The 15826-nt window shown below is 64.6% G+C and carries 14 protein-coding genes; 6 read left to right on the top strand and 8 right to left on the bottom strand.

Annotation, left to right across the window (positions count from 1 at the left end):
• Positions 1–3 precede the first annotated feature (3 nt).
• The 4 genes from GOX53_RS13105 to GOX53_RS13090 all read right to left on the bottom strand — a co-directional run bounded on the left by GOX53_RS13105 (position 4) and on the right by GOX53_RS13090 (position 4783).
• Positions 4–1149 (bottom strand): acyl-CoA dehydrogenase family protein, encoded by a 1146-nt coding sequence (locus GOX53_RS13105; protein WP_171177018.1) that lies wholly within the window; start codon positions 1147–1149, stop codon positions 4–6.
• 81 nt (positions 1150–1230) lie between these two features.
• Complete coding sequence (locus tag GOX53_RS13100; RefSeq protein ID WP_171177016.1) at positions 1231–2028, bottom strand: enoyl-CoA hydratase family protein; 798 nt, start codon at positions 2026–2028, stop codon at positions 1231–1233.
• Entirely contained in the window at positions 2025–2492 is a 468-nt protein-coding gene (locus GOX53_RS13095) for a MarR family winged helix-turn-helix transcriptional regulator (protein ID WP_171177014.1), read from the bottom strand. The genes GOX53_RS13100 and GOX53_RS13095 overlap by 4 nt, the downstream gene beginning before the upstream one ends.
• Positions 2489–4783, bottom strand: coding sequence for a bifunctional salicylyl-CoA 5-hydroxylase/oxidoreductase (locus tag GOX53_RS13090; RefSeq protein WP_171177012.1), 2295 nt, complete (start codon positions 4781–4783; stop codon positions 2489–2491). Before GOX53_RS13090 ends, GOX53_RS13095 begins: the two co-directional genes overlap by 4 nt.
• A 121-nt stretch (positions 4784–4904) precedes the next feature.
• On the opposite strand from GOX53_RS13090, the gene GOX53_RS13085 reads away from it, so the two are divergent.
• The 6 genes from GOX53_RS13085 (at position 4905) to GOX53_RS13060 (ending at position 10806) form a co-directional block, all read left to right on the top strand.
• Positions 4905–5678, top strand: a complete 774-nt coding sequence (locus GOX53_RS13085; RefSeq protein ID WP_171177010.1) for an alpha/beta hydrolase — start codon at positions 4905–4907, stop codon at positions 5676–5678.
• A gap of 5 nt (positions 5679–5683) precedes the next feature.
• Complete coding sequence (locus GOX53_RS13080; RefSeq protein WP_171177008.1) at positions 5684–6520, top strand: tryptophan 2,3-dioxygenase; 837 nt, start codon at positions 5684–5686, stop codon at positions 6518–6520.
• A gap of 447 nt (positions 6521–6967) precedes the next feature.
• Positions 6968–7834: a xanthine dehydrogenase family protein subunit M gene (locus GOX53_RS13075; RefSeq protein WP_171177006.1), complete on the top strand. Its 867-nt coding sequence runs from the start codon at positions 6968–6970 to the stop codon at positions 7832–7834.
• Positions 7831–8310, top strand: a complete 480-nt coding sequence (locus tag GOX53_RS13070) for a (2Fe-2S)-binding protein (RefSeq protein WP_171177004.1) — start codon at positions 7831–7833, stop codon at positions 8308–8310. Before GOX53_RS13075 ends, GOX53_RS13070 begins: the two co-directional genes overlap by 4 nt.
• Complete coding sequence (locus GOX53_RS13065) at positions 8310–10568, top strand: xanthine dehydrogenase family protein molybdopterin-binding subunit (RefSeq protein WP_171177002.1); 2259 nt, start codon at positions 8310–8312, stop codon at positions 10566–10568. The genes GOX53_RS13070 and GOX53_RS13065 overlap by 1 nt, the downstream gene beginning before the upstream one ends.
• Positions 10561–10806 carry a MoaD/ThiS family protein gene (locus GOX53_RS13060; protein WP_171177001.1) on the top strand — a complete coding sequence of 82 codons (246 nt, stop codon included), beginning with the start codon at positions 10561–10563 and terminating at the stop codon, positions 10804–10806. Before GOX53_RS13065 ends, GOX53_RS13060 begins: the two co-directional genes overlap by 8 nt.
• Positions 10807–10838: 32 nt before the next feature.
• On the opposite strand, the gene GOX53_RS13055 is transcribed toward GOX53_RS13060, so the two are convergent.
• The 4 genes from GOX53_RS13055 to GOX53_RS13040 all read right to left on the bottom strand — a co-directional run bounded on the left by GOX53_RS13055 (position 10839) and on the right by GOX53_RS13040 (position 15774).
• Positions 10839–11642 (bottom strand): PaaX family transcriptional regulator C-terminal domain-containing protein, encoded by an 804-nt coding sequence (locus tag GOX53_RS13055; RefSeq protein WP_171176999.1) that lies wholly within the window; start codon positions 11640–11642, stop codon positions 10839–10841.
• A 111-nt stretch (positions 11643–11753) separates the two neighbouring features.
• Positions 11754–13784, bottom strand: a complete 2031-nt coding sequence (paaZ, locus tag GOX53_RS13050) for a phenylacetic acid degradation bifunctional protein PaaZ (protein ID WP_171176997.1) — start codon at positions 13782–13784, stop codon at positions 11754–11756.
• 134 nt (positions 13785–13918) lie between these two features.
• Positions 13919–15271: a TRAP transporter large permease gene (locus GOX53_RS13045; protein ID WP_171176995.1), complete on the bottom strand. Its 1353-nt coding sequence runs from the start codon at positions 15269–15271 to the stop codon at positions 13919–13921.
• Positions 15268–15774: a TRAP transporter small permease gene (locus GOX53_RS13040; protein WP_171176993.1), complete on the bottom strand. Its 507-nt coding sequence runs from the start codon at positions 15772–15774 to the stop codon at positions 15268–15270. Before GOX53_RS13040 ends, GOX53_RS13045 begins: the two co-directional genes overlap by 4 nt.
• Positions 15775–15826 lie beyond the last annotated feature (52 nt).

The following is a 15826-nucleotide window of genomic DNA, read 5'->3' as shown; positions in this document are numbered from 1 at the left end:
GGTTCAACCTCCTCCCTGAAACGCCCCCATGGTCTGCCGCGCGATGACGACGCGCTGCACGTCGGATGCGCCTTCGTAGATGCGTAACGCCCTGATATCGCGGTAAAGCTCCTCGACCTTTTCGCCGCGCCGGACCCCGTCGCCGCCGAAGAGCTGCACCGCGTTGTCGATGACCCGCTGCGCCTGATCGGTCGAGTAGAGCTTGGCCATCGCCGCCTCGCGGCTGACCCGCGCGGCGCCCATGTCCTTGGCCCAGGCGGCGCGGTAGGTGAGTAGGGCGCTGGCGTCCACATCCACCGCCATGTCGGCGATATGGCCTTGCACCATCTGCAGATCGAACAGCGCCGCGCCGCCGATCTGCCGTTCTGCGACCCGCGCCAGCGCCTCATCCAGCGCCCGCCGCGCAAATCCCAACGCCGCCGCCGCCACGGTCGAGCGGAATACGTCGAGCGTGGCCATCGCCACCTTGAACCCTTCGCCTGCCGCCCCCAGCAGCGCCGAGCGCGGCACCCGCATATCGGTGAACCGCAACCGGGCCAGCGGGTGCGGTGCCATCACCTCAAGCCGCTCGACCACCTCGAACCCCGGTAAGCCGGTGGGAATGACAAAGGCGCTCAGCCCTTTCGCGCCCGGCCCCTCACCGGTGCGGGCGAAGAGGGTGTAGACATCGGCAATGCCACCATTCGAAATCCAGGTCTTCTCACCGTTCAGCACATAGTCATCGCCGTCCTGCGCCGCCGTCATCGTCGAGTTCGCCACATCCGAACCCGATTGCGGCTCGGTCAGCGCAAAGGCCGCAATCGCCGCGCCGGACCGGGTGCGGGGCAACCACTCCGCCTGCTGTTCCGCCGTCCCGAACAGCGATATCGCACCGGTCCCCAGCCCCTGCATGGCAAAGGCGAAATCCGCCAGCCCGTCATGCCGCGCCAGCGTCTCGCGGATCAGGCACAACGTGCGGACATCCAGCGCGCCGCCGGTATGCTGCAAACAACCCGCATCGCCCAGATCCCGAACCAGCGCGCGGCAGGCCGCGTCCACATCCGCATGATCCACCTCCAGATACACCGCACACCACTGTTCTAACTCCGCTGCCAAGGCGCGATGCCGGTCCTCGAAGAATGGCCAGTTCAGGAAACTGCGGTCAGGCATGCGCGGCTCCCTCCCTTCATCTTTTCCCAAATACTCCCGCCGGAGGCTCCCGCAGCTTGCCATATTCGCAAGATCATCGGTTCAATCCCCGTCGAACACAGGCCGTTCCTTGGCGACAAAAGCCGTGTAGGCTCGCTCGAAATCGCCGGTCTGCATGCAAAGCGCCTGCGCCTGCGCCTCGGCCTCGATGGCCTGTTCGATCGACATCGACCATTCCTGCGCCAGCATGGTCTTGGTCATCATGTGAGCAAAATTCGGCCCCGCCACCAGCTGCGCCGCCATCTCCCGTGCGGCGCCGTCCAATTCAGCGCCCGAAACCAACCGATTGTGAAAGCCCCAAGCCTGCCCTTCTTCTGCACTCATCGACCGGCCGGTGAACAGCAGTTCCGCCGCGCGGCCCTGGCCGACGATCCGGGGCAGAATGGCGCAGGCGCCCATGTCGCAGCCGGCAAGCCCGACGCGGGTGAACAGGAACGCCACCTTGGCCTCGGGTGTGGCGATCCGCAGGTCCGAGGCCATGGCGATGATTGCGCCGGCGCCCGCGCAGATGCCGTCGATCGCAGCGATCACCGGCTTGCCGCAATTCACCATCGCCTTGACCAGATCGCCGGTCATCCGGGTGAAGGCCAGCAGCTCTTTCACGGTCACGCGCGTCAGTGGCCCGATGATGTCATGCACATCCCCGCCCGAGCTGAAATTGCCGCCGTTCGACGCAAAGACCACCGCCTTCACATCCTCGCGGTAATGCAGGTCGCGGAACCAGTCACGCAGCTCGGCATAACTGTCGAAGGTCAGTGGGTTCTTGCGTTCGGGCCGGTCCAACACAATGCGGGCGATGCCGTCGCTGACCTCGCACTGGAAATGTGTCGCCTCGCTCATGCCGGTCCCCCCGTTAGTATCCTGTCCAGCCATTCGGTCATCTCTGCCGCCTCTTCTGGCCCCAACGCGCCCAGCAGCTGGTCCACCCAGTTCTCATGCTCCGAAGCCTGACGAGCAAACTCTTCGGCCCCCTTCCGCGTCAGCCGCACGCGCGAGGCGCGGCGGTCGCCCGGCACCGCCTCGCGCAGGACAAAGCCTTCGTCCACCAGCCGCTCGACGATGCCAGTAACATTGCCGTTCGAGACCTTGAGCAGCCCCGACAACTCGCTCATCTTCAGCCCGTCGCCATGACGGCTGAGCGCCGACATCACGTCGAAGCGCGGCAGGGTCGAGGCGAACTCGACGCGCAGGTTCTCGCGCAGGTCGGCCTCGATGCCGCGGGACACTTTCAACAGCTTCAGCCAGAGCCGCAGCCGTGCCTTGCTGTCGGGTTCGCGGTCGGTCCGTTTCGCGTTCGCAGTCATGCCCGTATCTCCATTTCCGCCTCACGATCCGCCAGCCGCCAGGCCTGATCCCGGCCCGCCAGATAGGGCAGGGGCCACTCGGCGTGGCGGTCGCCGATCCGGGCAGCTTCGTGCAGGGTCCAGTAGGGATCGGCCAGATGCGGGCGGGCGATGGCGATCAGGTCGGCGCGGCCCGCCATCAGGATCGAGTTGGCGTGATCCGCCTCATAGATATTGCCCACCGCCATGGTCGCGATCCCGGCCTCGTTGCGGATGCGGTCCGAGAACGGGGTCTGGAACATGCGACCATAGACTGGCTGAGCCTCGGTCGTGGTCTGCCCGGCGGAGACGTCGATGATGTCGGCCCCGGCAGCGCCGAAGCGGCGGGCAATCTCAACCGCCTCTTCCGGAGTCACGCCGTACTCGCCCACCCAGTCATTGGCCGAGATGCGCACCGACATCGGCTTGTCCGCAGGCCAGACCGCCCGCATGGCGGCGAAGACCTCCAGCGGATAGCGGATGCGGTTGTCGAGCGAGCCGCCATAACCGTCGGTGCGCTGGTTCGAGATCGGCGAGATGAAGGACGAGATCAGATAGCCGTGGGCGGCGTGCACTTCGATCATGTCAAAGCCCGCGCGTTCCGCCATCCCTGCCGCCGCAACGAACTGATTCCGCACCCGGTCCATGTCGTCCCGATCCATTTCGCGGGGGATCTGGTTTTTGGCGGACCATGGGATGGGGGAGGCTGACATCACCGGCCAGTTGCCGCTCTCCAGCGGTGCGTCCATCTCCTCCCATCCCAGCTGGGTCGACCCCTTGCGGCCCGAGTGGCCGATCTGGCAGCAGATCTTGGCGCGTGTCTCGGCGTGAACGAAATCGACGATCCGCCGCCACGCGGACTCATGCTTGGGCGCATACAGCCCCGGACAGCCCCGCGAAATCCGGCCCTCGGGGCTGACGCAGGTCATCTCGGTATAGACCAGCCCGGCACCGCCCTTGGCGCGCTCGCCCAGATGCACCAGATGCCAGTCGGTGGGGCAGCCCTCGACCGCCTTGTACTGCGCCATGGGGGACACCACGATGCGGTTCGTCAGCTCCATGCCGCGCAGCCGATACGGAGCGAACATCGGCGCGCGCACCGGTTCCGCCGCGCCTCCCGCGCGGGTCTGAAACCACTCCTCCGCCCCGTTCAGCCATGCGCCGTCCCGCAGACGCAAGTTCTCGTGGCTGATCCGCTGCGACCGGGTCAGCAGCGCGTAGTTGAACTGCACCGGGTCCATGTCGAGATAGCGTTCCACCTGCTCGAACCACTCCAGCGAGTTCCGTGCCGCCGATTGCAGGCGCAACACTTCAAGCCGCCGTTCGTCCTGATAGCGCTGGAACGCCTGTTCCATGGTCGGCTCGGAATGCAGGTAATTGGCCAGTGAAATCGCACTGTCGAAGGCCAGCCGCGACCCGGAGCCGATCGAGAAATGCGCTGTGGCTGCCGCGTCGCCCATCAGCACCACGTTCTGGTGGTGCCATGTCTCGCAGAGCACCCGGGGGAAGTTCATCCACACCGCCGAACCGCGCAGGTGGCTGGCGTTTGACATCAGCGCGTGCCCGTCCAGATGCGTTGCAAAGATGCGCTCGCAGGTGGCGATGCTGTCCTCTTTGGACATGTGTTCAAAGCCCCAGGCGCCCCAGGTCTCCTGACTGCATTCCACGGTCACCGTCGCGGTGTCTTCGTCGAACTGGTAGGCGTGGATCCACATCCAGCCATGTTCGGTCTTTTCGAAGATAAAGGTGAAGGCGTCGTCGAATTTCTGATGGGTGCCGAGCCAGATGAACTTGCACTTGCGGGTGTCGATATCGGGTTTGAAATGCTCGGCCAGATCGCTGCGCACGCGCGAGTTCAGCCCGTCGCAGGCCACGACCAGATCGTACTCGGCCTGATACTCGGCCACCGGGCGCGCCTCGGTCTGAAACTGGAGGTTGACGCCCAACTCGCGGGCGCGATCCTGCAACAGCAGCAGCATCGCCTTGCGTCCGATCCCGGCGAACCCGTGCCCGCCCGAGACGGTGCGGTGCCCGTCATGGATCACCGCGATATCGTCCCAATAGGCGAAATTCGCGCGGATCGCCTCGGCGCTCTTGGGGTCGTTCGCGGTCAGGTTCTCCAGCGCGTCGTCGCTCAGCACCACGCCCCAGCCGAAGGTGTCGTCGCCCTTGTTGCGCTCGATCACGGTGACCTCATGCGACGGGTCCCGCAGCTTCATCGAGATCGCGAAGTAGAGGCCCGCCGGGCCGCCTCCCAGACATGCAACGCGCATTCGTGTCCTCCCCATGCCCGTGCGGGTATGGTTGCGCGGTGGCGATTTTATTTCAAGTATAAAGTTTCAGGCTTGAAGTAATTGGCGCGCGAGCGTAGCGTTGACGGTGGAGGAGCGGTGCATGATCGACTGGGACGACGCGTTCGACAATTCCGGCTATGTGCCCGGGTCCGATGAGCTGCCCGCGCGCTGGGCGGCCGAGGCGGCCACGTGGCGCGAGCAGGGCGGACAGATCGACATCGCCTATGGCCACGCCCCGCGCAACCGGCTGGACTTGTTTCGCCCCAAAGGTGAGGCGCGGGGGCTGGTCGTGTTCATCCATGGCGGTTACTGGCAGATGCTCGACAAGAGCTATTGGTCTCATTTCGCCGCCGGGCCGCTGTCGCAGGGTTGGGTGCTGGCCATTCCCAGCTACACGCTAGCGCCCGAGGCACGGCTGAGCCGGATCGCGGACGAGGTGCGCACCGCCATCGAAGAGGCGGCGCGGCACGTTGCGGGGCCCATCCGCCTGATCGGCCATTCCGCGGGCGGTCATCTGGTGGCGCGTATGGCCTGCGCGGACGGGCCTTTGCCCGAACGGGTCGAGAAGGTGGTTCCGGTCAGCGGCATCCACGATCTGCGCCCGTTGCTGCATACTGAAATGAACCGGACCCTTGGTCTGGACGCGGCGGAGGCCGCCGCGCTGAGCCCGGCGCTGTTGTCCAAGCGTGACGGCGTAAAGGCTACGTGTTGGGTCGGCGCCAACGAACGCCCGGAACTGGTGCGCCAGACACGGGTTCTGTCCGAGGTGTGGCAGGTGCCCAATATCTTCGATCCGGGCCACGATCATTTCAGCGTCGTCGAGGAACTGGCCAGGCCCGGCTCCGCGCTGCTATCAGAACTACTCAGGGATTGAACCAGATGTCCAAAGCCTATGACCCCAGCCGGGAAGGTGCCAAGATGTCCTATGCCAAGGACATGAGCTATGGCGACTATCTGCATATGGACGAGCTGCTTGCGACCCATCAGTTGCACTCCGATGCCCACGACGAGCTGCTCTTCATCATCCAGCACCAGACCAGCGAGCTGTGGATGCGGCTGGTGCTGCACGAGCTGTCAGCGGCGCGTGACTTGCTGCAACAGGGCGAGGATTTCCGGCCCGCCTTCAAGATGCTCAGCCGGGTGGCGCGAATCTTCGATCAGCTGAACTCGGCCTGGGACGTGCTGCGGACGATGACGCCCAGCGATTACACCACATTCCGCGAGGCGCTTGGCAGTTCCTCGGGCTTTCAGTCGCATCAGTATCGGCTGATCGAGTACATGCTGGGCAATCGCAATACGGCGATGATGAAGGTGCATGAGCACCGGCCGGAACTGCATCGGATGCTGGCGGAGGAACTGAAGCGCCCCTCGCTCTACCACGTGGCGCTGGATGCGCTGTCGGCGCGGACCGGGGTGGCGTTCGGGGCGCAGGTCCGGCGGATGGACAGCCCTCATGCTGCCGACCCGAAGGTGCAGCGGGCGTGGCTGATGGTTTATGAGGACACCGCGCGGTACTGGGATCTCTACGAACTAGCCGAAAAGCTGGTGGATCTTGAGGATTACTTTCGCCGCTGGCGGTTCAACCATGTGACGACCGTGGAACGGGTGATCGGCTTCAAGCGCGGCACCGGTGGCACCTCGGGCGTGCAATATCTGCGCCGGATGCTGGAGGTGGAGCTGTTTCCGGAGCTTTGGCATCTGCGTGGTGAACTGTGATCCTGACGCGTGATTCGGGCTTGGTAAAACTGGCAATCCGCGCGGGCGGCTCCGATGACGGTAGCCTCCCGAGCCGATCAGAGGGCCGCGGCCTCCCTCGGGTGGGCGCTCATGGCGGATGAGATTAGCGCTTTATCTCAAAAGTCCTGAAGGACGGCCGGGCGGCGCGGGACATCGCCAATGCGCCCTCCCAAGGGGGAGGGAGGTCGCGGCCCGGCGGGCTTCGCCCTTGATTCCGGTCCAAAAAGCCGGCTGGTAAAGACTTGAGAGCGGCGCTGTCCAGTCAACTGACATAACCAGTCGACAAACCTGCCCCTCCCTTTGTCTGTTCACGACATTTCAGGGGTAAAATTTCCGTCGCTCATGACATGGACGAGGGCGGATTGCTGCTCTACCTTCGCGGCGAACACCCCAGTCAATCCTGACCAACAGGTGCGAGGTATATTGATGAACTACCACAGCCCCGCCAGTTTTGCCGAGGCCTCGGCGCTGGCTGCAGATGCAACGGGCATCACCCGGTTTCTAGCCGGCGGCACCGATGTGCTGGTGCAACTGCGCGCCGATATCGTGACCCCCGATAACCTGATCGACATCAAGAAGATCGGCGGCGTGCGGGACATTACCCGGAACGCGGACGGCGGCTGGACGCTTGGCGTGGCCGTGACCGGCGCCGAGATGAGCGAGCATCCCGAACTGGGCCGCGACTGGCCCGGGCTGGTCGAGGCGATGGACCTGATCGGCTCGACCCAGGTGCAGGGCCGCGCGACGCTCGCCGGCAACCTGTGCAACGCCTCTCCGGCAGCCGATTCCGTTCCTGCCATGTTCGCCGCCGGTGTTACCGTGACAGTAACGGGCCTCGGGGGAGACCGGGTTGTTGCCGTCGAGGATATCCCAACGGCGCCGGGCCGGACCTCGCTGGGCAAGGGCGAGCTGATCTCGGCCGTACATGTGCCCGCGCGCGGGCAGAATGCGGGGGACGCCTATTTGCGGTTCATCCCGCGCACCGAGATGGACATTGCCGTGGTGGGCTGCGGCGTGAACCTGCGGCTGGAGGGCGACACCATCACCGAGGCGCGGGTGTCGCTGGGCGCCGTGGCGCCGACCGTGCTGCTGGTCGAGGATTGCGCGAACGCCATCATCGGCACCACGCTGGACCAGGCCGCGCTGGAAGCGCTGGCCTCTGCCGCCTCTGCCGCCTGCAACCCGATCGACGACAAGCGCGGCACCATCGCGTTCCGTACTGAGGTCGCCGGTGTGCTCGCCAGGCGCGCCGCCAAGATCGCCTATGCCCGTGCCAAAGGAGAACAAGCATGAGCAAGATCCACGTCTCGACCACCGTAAACGGCGATACGGTCGAATATCTCTGCGATCCGCGCGAAACCCTGCTGGATTGCCTGCGCGACAGGCTGAACCTGACCGGCGCCAAGGAAGGCTGCGGCACCGGCGACTGCGGCGCCTGTTCTGTCACGGTCGATGGCCGTCTGGTCTGTTCCTGCCTGATGCTGGGGGCCGAGGCCGAGGGCGGGCAGATCGAAACCGTCGAAGGCATGGCGGACGGAGAAGAGCTGCACCCGCTGCAGAAGAAATTCATCGAATATGCCGCGCTGCAATGCGGGGTCTGCACGCCGGGGGTTCTGGTTGCGGCCAAGGCGCTGCTGGAAAAGAACCCCGACCCGACCGAAGAGGAAACCCGGTACTGGCTGGCGGGCAACCTGTGCCGCTGCACCGGGTATGACAAGATCATCCGCGCTGTGATGGATACGGCGGCTGAGATGCGGGAGGCTTCGTAATGGCGCTCGACGATCGCAAATCCGATTTCAAATTCGTGGGCACGAGGCCCGACCGGCCCGATGGCCTGGACAAGGTGACGGGGCGGGCCAAGTTCGGCGCGGACGCCCATGCGCCGGGGATGCTGCATGGCGCGATCCTGCGCAGCCCCCACGCCCACGCGCGGATCGTCAAGATCGACACCTCGAAGGCCGAGGCGCTGAAGGACGTCAAGGCTGTCATCACCCGCGCTGATTTCTCGGACAAAGTGCCGTTCAAACCGGGGCTTGAAGGTGAGTTCTGGAACGTTCTGGAAAACGTTATGGCGGGCGAAAAGGCGCTCTATGACGGGCACGCGGTGGCGGCGGTGGCGGCGACCTCGGCGCTAGCGGCGCGGGATGCGCTGAAGCAGATCGAGGTGGAATATGAGGTGCTGCCGCATGTCACTGACGTGGATAAGGCAATGGCCCCGGACGCTCCGGTGATCCGCGAAGGGGCTGCCGATTACTCGGTGCCCGAGGGTATGCACCCCAACGTGGTGCGCTATCACGAAAGCGGCCATGGCGATGTCGAGGCCGGGTTTGCCGAGGCCGATCTGGTGATCGAGGACAGTTTTGTCACCGAAGCCACCCATCAGGGTTACATCGAACCGCATGCCTGCCTGGCCTCGCTAGGCAATGACGGCAAGGGCGAACTGTGGTGCTGCACCCAGGGCCACTGGATCGTGCAGAAGACCTGTGCAGCGCTCCTGGGTATGGAAACCTCAAACCTGCGGGTCACCGCCTCGGAAATTGGCGGCGGCTTCGGCGGCAAGACCACCGTGTTCATCGAGCCGGTGGCGCTGGCGCTGAGCCGTAAGGCCAACCGGCCGGTCAAGGTGGTGATGAACCGCTCCGAGGTGTTCCGAGCCACGGGGCCGACCTCGTCCGCGTCGATGGATGTCAAGATCGGCATGAAGAAGGACGGCACCATCACCGCCGCCGAGGGCATCTTCCGTCTGCAGGGCGGCGCCTTCCCGGGCGCGCCGGGTGATATGACCGCGATGTGCGGTTTTGCGCCCTATAACCTGACCAATGTGCGGCAGGTGGGCTATGACGTGATGGCCAACCGCCCGAAACAGGCAGCCTACCGCGCGCCGGGCGCGCCGATGGGGGCGTTCGCGGTGGAATCGGTCATCGACGAGCTGTGCAACAAGCTGGGCCTCGACCCGATTGATGTCCGTCTGAAGAACGCCGCTTATGAGGGCACCAAGGCCAGCTATGGGCCACGCTATGGAAGGATCGGGCTGGTGGAAACGCTGGAGGCCGCCAAGGCGCATCCGCATTACGCAGCGCCGCTGAAACCGGGGCAGGGACGCGGGATTGCCTGCGGGTTCTGGTTCAACCATGGCGGCGAAACCTCGGTCTCGCTGGCGCTGTCCGAGGATGGTTCGGCCCAGCTCATGGTCGGCACGCCGGATATCGGCGGCTCGCGCGCGTCGATGGCGCTAATGGCGGCCGAGGTGCTGGGTATCCCTTACGAGAACATCCGGGTGACCGTCGCAGACACCGCCACTTTGGGGTACAACGACGTCTCCCACGGCTCGCGCGTGACCTACGCATCCGGCCTCGCCACCATCAAGGCCGCACGCAATGCGGTCGAAAAGCTGTGCGAGCGGGCGGCTGCCAAGTGGGGCATCCCCGTTGATGCGGTGAAGTGGGAGGACGGCTGCGCCGTGCCCTCCGGCCCCAACGCAGGCGATTTCGATCCGATGCCACTGGCCGATATTACAACCAATATGGGATCCACGGGCGGCCCGATCTCGGGCCATTTCGAGGCAACGCCTGAAGGGGCCGGTGTGTCCTTCGGGACCCACATCGTCGATGCCGAGGTCGACCCGGAAACCGGCAAGACCGCCGTTACCCGCTACACCGTCATCCAGGACGCGGGCAAGGCGATCCATCCGGCTTATGTCGAGGGGCAGTATCAGGGCGGCGCGGTGCAGGGTATCGGCTGGGCGCTGAACGAGGAATATATCTATGGCGAGGACGGACGCCTGCAAAACTCGATCTTCCTCGACTACCGCATTCCGGTGGCCTCAGACCTGCCGATGATCGATACGGTGATCGTCGAGGTGCCGAATCCGGGTCACCCGTTCGGTGTGCGCGGGGTCGGAGAGACCGGCATCGTGCCGCCTCTTGCTGCCATCGCCAACGCGGTGTCGAACGCGGCGGGTGTGCGGATGCGTCAGCTGCCGATGTCGCCGCCGCGCATTCTGGCGGCGCTCAAGGACAATGGTTGAGGTCAACCTCTGGTCCGGCCTCCGGTCTCTGACCGGGGGCCGGCAAGTGGTCGAGGTCGAGGCCTCGGACACCGGCGAGTTGCTGCGCGAACTGGTCCGCGCCTATCCGGCGCTACAAGGTCCCATCGACGCGGGCGTGTCCGTGGCCGTCGACGGGCGGATCATCGCGGGCAGCCTGAACGAGCCGATCCGCCCCGACAGCGAAGTCTATCTGATGCAGCGCCTGCGCGGAGGGTGAGGCTAGGCAATTCTAACTTCGACCGGCGAATATCAGACAGCGGCGTTCACCTCGGCGGGGCCAGTGAAAGGCAGCGTATCGAGCAGGCGAAAGACTTCGGCCCGGCACAGTTCGCCGGTCCAATCGTCGGGATAAAACACGTCAGGCAGGTCGGGATGGCGCAGCACGACGCGGCGCCAGCGGTGGACGATCAGGGTGCGCAATGTTGCGATTTGCAGTGGCGTAGGCTGCCACTCTGCCGGACGGGTTTTGCGCACCCGCTGCGCCGCGTCGCGCAGGCTGGTACAGGCCTCGATCAGATCAGGCGGGCAGAGGCGGGATTGGAGCCAAGCGGGTGCCGCGCGGGCGGTTACCTCGAAGGTGGCCAGATCTTCACAATCGGCGGGCAACGGACCTGCCCCCAAGGCGACGGCGCGGCCAATGGGAGTGTAGGGCTTGGTCAGCATCAGGTCGTCCAGCGTGCGGATGCCCGGCCCGTCCTCGGCGATCAGCAGGTGCCAGTCCTGTGCAATCTCAGGCGCGCGCGCGTAGATGCGGGGGGTGACCTGCGCCGATTGTGCACGGCCATAGTCGGTCAGGAAGTGCATGGAGGCTCGTCCGCTGCGCGCACTTTCGATCCATCCATCCTTGCGCAGCCGGTGCAGGGCCACGCGGATCGCCTCGGGCTTGATGCCCATCGGCTCGATGATGCGGGTCACGGCACCGCCCGAGAGCTGGGCGCCGCGCTCCTGCGCCAGATCGCCGAACAGTGAGACGATGATCGACCAGACCCGTTGGTTTTGCGGGTCAATCAGTTCGGTAACGGCCGTTTCGAACCACGCGTCGTTTTGGGTCATGAACCCAGTCTAAGGCCGTGTGAGCGATATGAAAAACAGATTCCTGTGTGAACCCCTCACCCCGGCCCTCTCCCGCAAGGGGAGAGGGGGCGCCAGCGGATGGGTCGATGCCTAGTAGGCGTTCATTGTGAGCAGCTCGTATTCCGCTACCAACTCGTCGTCCTGATTGGTCAGGGTCACGTGCCAACGGACTTCGCCGTATTCGTCGGTGCGGCGGGTTTTCTTCTTGACCGTCAGACGGACCTTGATGCTGTCACCGGCGCTGACCGGTTTCATGAAGCGCAGCCCGTCGAGGCCGGTATTGGCCAGCACAGGACCTTCGTTCGGTTCGACGAAGAGACCGGCGGCAAAGCTGAGCAACAGGTAACCATGCGCCACGCGGCCGGGGAAGAACGGGTTTCGTTTGGCCGCGTCCTCGTCCATGTGCGCATAGAAGGTGTCGCCGGTGAAATGAGCGAAATGTTCGATGTCATCCATCGTGACGGTGCGGGGTGCGGTATGCAGCGTTTCGCCGATTGCAAGCTCGCCGAACTTGCGGGTAAACGGGTGGGCGGGGCCCTGGATCTCGGCAGCACCGGGTACCCACTTTTCGCCGATTGTGGCCAGCATCTCGGGCGAGCCCTGAACGGCAGTGCGCTGCATATAGTGTTTCACGCCACGCACGCCGCCCATTTCCTCGCCACCGCCTGCGCGGCCCGGGCCGCCGTGGACCATATGCGGCAGCGGGGAGCCGTGGCCCGTCGATTCCTTCATCGAGTCGCGGTTGTTGATGTAGATCCGCCCGTGATAGGCGCCCGCGCCCAGTACCACCTGCCGCGCGGTACCCGGATCGTGGGTGATCAGCGATGTGACCAGTGAGCCCTGCCCGCGATTGGCGATCGCAATGGCGTGATCCAGATCGCGATAACCCATGATGGTCGAGACCGGGCCAAAGGCCTCGGTGTCGTGCACGCGTTGGGCGCCATCAGGGTCGGCGCAGTGAAACAGCATCGGCGGTACGAAGGCGCCCTTGGAGCCGTCAGCGCCCTGTACGTGGAAAGTGTCGGGGCTGCCAAACACCCGCTCGGCCTCCTGCCCGATGATTTCGGCCTTGGCCAGCACGTCCGCCTTTTGCCCGTTCGAGACCAGCGCGCCCATGCGGGTGGTTTCCAGCCGGGGATCGCCGATGACCGTTTTGGCGAGGCGGACAGAGAGCGCCTCGATCACCGCCTCGACCCGCGCCTGCGGTGCGATGATGCGGCGGATGGCGGTACATTTCTGGCCCGCCTTGGTGGTCATCTCGCGGGCGACCTCCTTGACGAACAGATCAAACTCGGGCGTGTCCGGTTCGGCGCCGGGGCCGAGGATCGAAGCGTTCAGACTGTCCTGCTCGGCCACGAAGCGTACCGAATTCTGCAGGATCACCGGGTTCTGCCGCAGTTTCAGCGCGGTGTCGGCGGAGCCGGTGAAACTGACCACATCCTGACAGGAGAGCCGATCCAGCATGTCGCCCAGGCCGCCCGAAACCAGTTGCAGCGCGCCTACGGGTAACAGACCGCTGTCGAGCATGATCTTCACCGCCAGTTCGGTGACGTAGCAGCTGTTGGTGGCCGGTTTCACGATAGCCGGAACACCGGCCAGCAGGGTTGGGGCCAGCTTTTCCAGCATCCCCCAGACCGGGAAGTTGAAGGCGTTGATGTGCACCGCCACGCCTTGCAGCGGCGTGCAGACGTGCTGGCCCAGGAACGTGCCGTTGCGCGATAGCTGCTCGACATCGCCGTCCAGATAGACATGCCCGTCGGGCATCTCGCGACGGCCCTTCGAGGCAAAGACGAACATGGTGCCGATGCCGCCGTCGATGTCGATCAGGTGGTCGCTTTGGGTGGCGCCGGTGTTGAAACTCAGATCGTAGAGCGCCTGTTTCCGGGTCCCAAGCGCCTGGGCCAGCGCCTTGAGCATCTTGGCGCGCTCGTGGAAGGTCATCCGGCGCAGAGCCGGGCCGCCGGTGTTGCGGGCGAAGTCCAGCATGGCCTGTACGTCCAGCGCGTCATTTCCGGCGGTGGCGATGGGCTCACCGGTGATGGCCGAGGCGATGGTGCGGGCGCCGGAGCCGGGCGCGATCCACTCACCGGCGGCAAAGCTGGAAATCTGTTGTAGCGTCATCGGGCTCTCCTGTTCCTGTCACACCGGCCGCAGCGGCTTTTGTGTTATATAATTAACCGAACGATCGGTCAATAAATCTGTATGCAAGGTCTGCAAAACAAACGGCCGGAGCAATTGCCCCGGTCGCGAACTGCTTAGTGTCCCAGCGCGCCCATCTGTTGCGGCAAGTAGAGCACCACGATGGGCACCAGAACGATCAGCGCCAGCCGGAAGATGTCGGCAACCCAGAACGGTGTCACGCCGCGAAAGATGGTGCCGGTCGAGACATCGCCCACAACCCCCTTGAGGATGAACACGTTCAGGCCCACGGGCGGGGTGATCAGCGAAATCTCGGTCACCACCACTACCACGATGCCAAACCAGATCGGATCGTAGCCCAGCGAGGTCACCAGCGGAAAGAAGATCGGCACCGTCAGCAGCAGCATCGACAGCGATTCGAACACACAACCGAGGATGATATAGATGCCGAGGATCATCAGGATCACCATGAAGGGCGCGACTTCGTAAGCCGTGACCATGGCGATCAGTGCCTCGGGCAGGCCGGCGAGGTTGATGAAGTTCGAAAACACCTGCGCGCCGATCAGCACCGAGAACAGGGCGGCGGCGGTAAAACTGGTTTCCTTCAGCACGTCGAAGGTGGACCTGACGGTCAGCCCGCCCCGAAACAGCGCAATCAGGAAGGCACCCGCGGCTCCCATCCCCGCCGCTTCGGTCGGTGAGAAGGTCAGATTCAGCGGGTGGAAATCGAATGCACCGTAGAGCCCGCCGATCACCAGAAAGAACAGCAGGAGCACAGCCCAGACCGACCCCAGCGCCTTGAACCGCTCGCCCCAGCCAGAGCGCTCGCCGGCAGGTCCTGCCTCGGGGTCGCGCCACACCGTCCAACGGACGGCAAAGAGGTAGAACAAGATACCTAGAAGGCCCGGAATGATGCCTGCCATGAACAGTTTGCCGATCGAGGTTTCGGTCAGCAGGCCGTAGATCACCAGGATCACCGAGGGTGGGATCAGGATGCCGAGCGTGCCGCCTGCGGCGATGGAAGCGGTGGACAGTTCGTCCGAATAGCCATAGCGGCGCATCTGCGGCATGGCGACCTTGGACATGGTGGCTGCCGTGGCCAGAGAAGAGCCGCAGATCGCCGAGAACCCGCCACAAGCCGCGACTGTCGCCATGGCGATGCCGCCGCGCAGATGGCCGAGAAAAGCGTTGGACACGGCATAAAGCTCACGGGCCATACCCCCCTTGTTCACGAACAGGCCCATCAGGATGAACAGAGGCACCACCGACAGGCCGTAATCCTGCGCAGTGTCGGTAATCTGGCGACCCACCATCGACATGGCGGCCTTGAGCCCGCGTTCCGAGAAAATCGAGCCGCCGCGCTCATAGGCGAACCCCAGCGTACCGACGAGGCCCATGGCAAAGACGATGGGCAGGCGCACCAGCACCAGCACCAGAACAAGGGCAAATCCGATCAGGGCGGCGGTCATTTCGCGGGCTCCGCAAGAAGGCTGGGGGCAAAGAGGTGCAGCAGGCCGGTGATCACCATGGCGAGCGCGGTGACCGCCACCGAGAAGGTGATGAACCAGCCCACCAGATAGGTGGGGATCGAGAGGTATTCGGTGACATCCCCATAGTCACGCGCACGCTCGGCCAGAACCCAGACCCGCTGGATCGGCCAAATGAGCATCACTCCGCTCGCCACATAGATGATCCCGTCCCGTAACCGGCTCAGGCGCAGGCGGTTGAAGATGCCATCGGTCAGGTCCACCGCGATCTGACCATTGGTGACCGAGATGATCGGCAGCACCGAAAACACCAGGATCGCCATCAGGATGCGGGTCAGTTCGGTCGCTGCCTCGATGGGCGAATTGAACACCGACCGCAGGATCACGTCGCAGAACGTCATCACCATCAGGATGAACAGCGCGACACTTGCCACGATGACCGGCAGCGCGCTGGCGCGGCGGATGAGCTGGATGAGGGATGTCATGGGGTTCCTCCCACGGGGCTGGCTGCGGGGCGGCGAACTGGGCCGCCCCGCT

This window comes from Ruegeria sp. HKCCD8929, from assembly GCF_013031405.1.
Classification (GTDB): Bacteria; Pseudomonadota; Alphaproteobacteria; order Rhodobacterales; family Rhodobacteraceae; genus Ruegeria.
The sequence above is the reverse complement of the archived record's forward strand: the minus strand, read 5'-3'. Positions and strand labels throughout refer to the sequence as shown.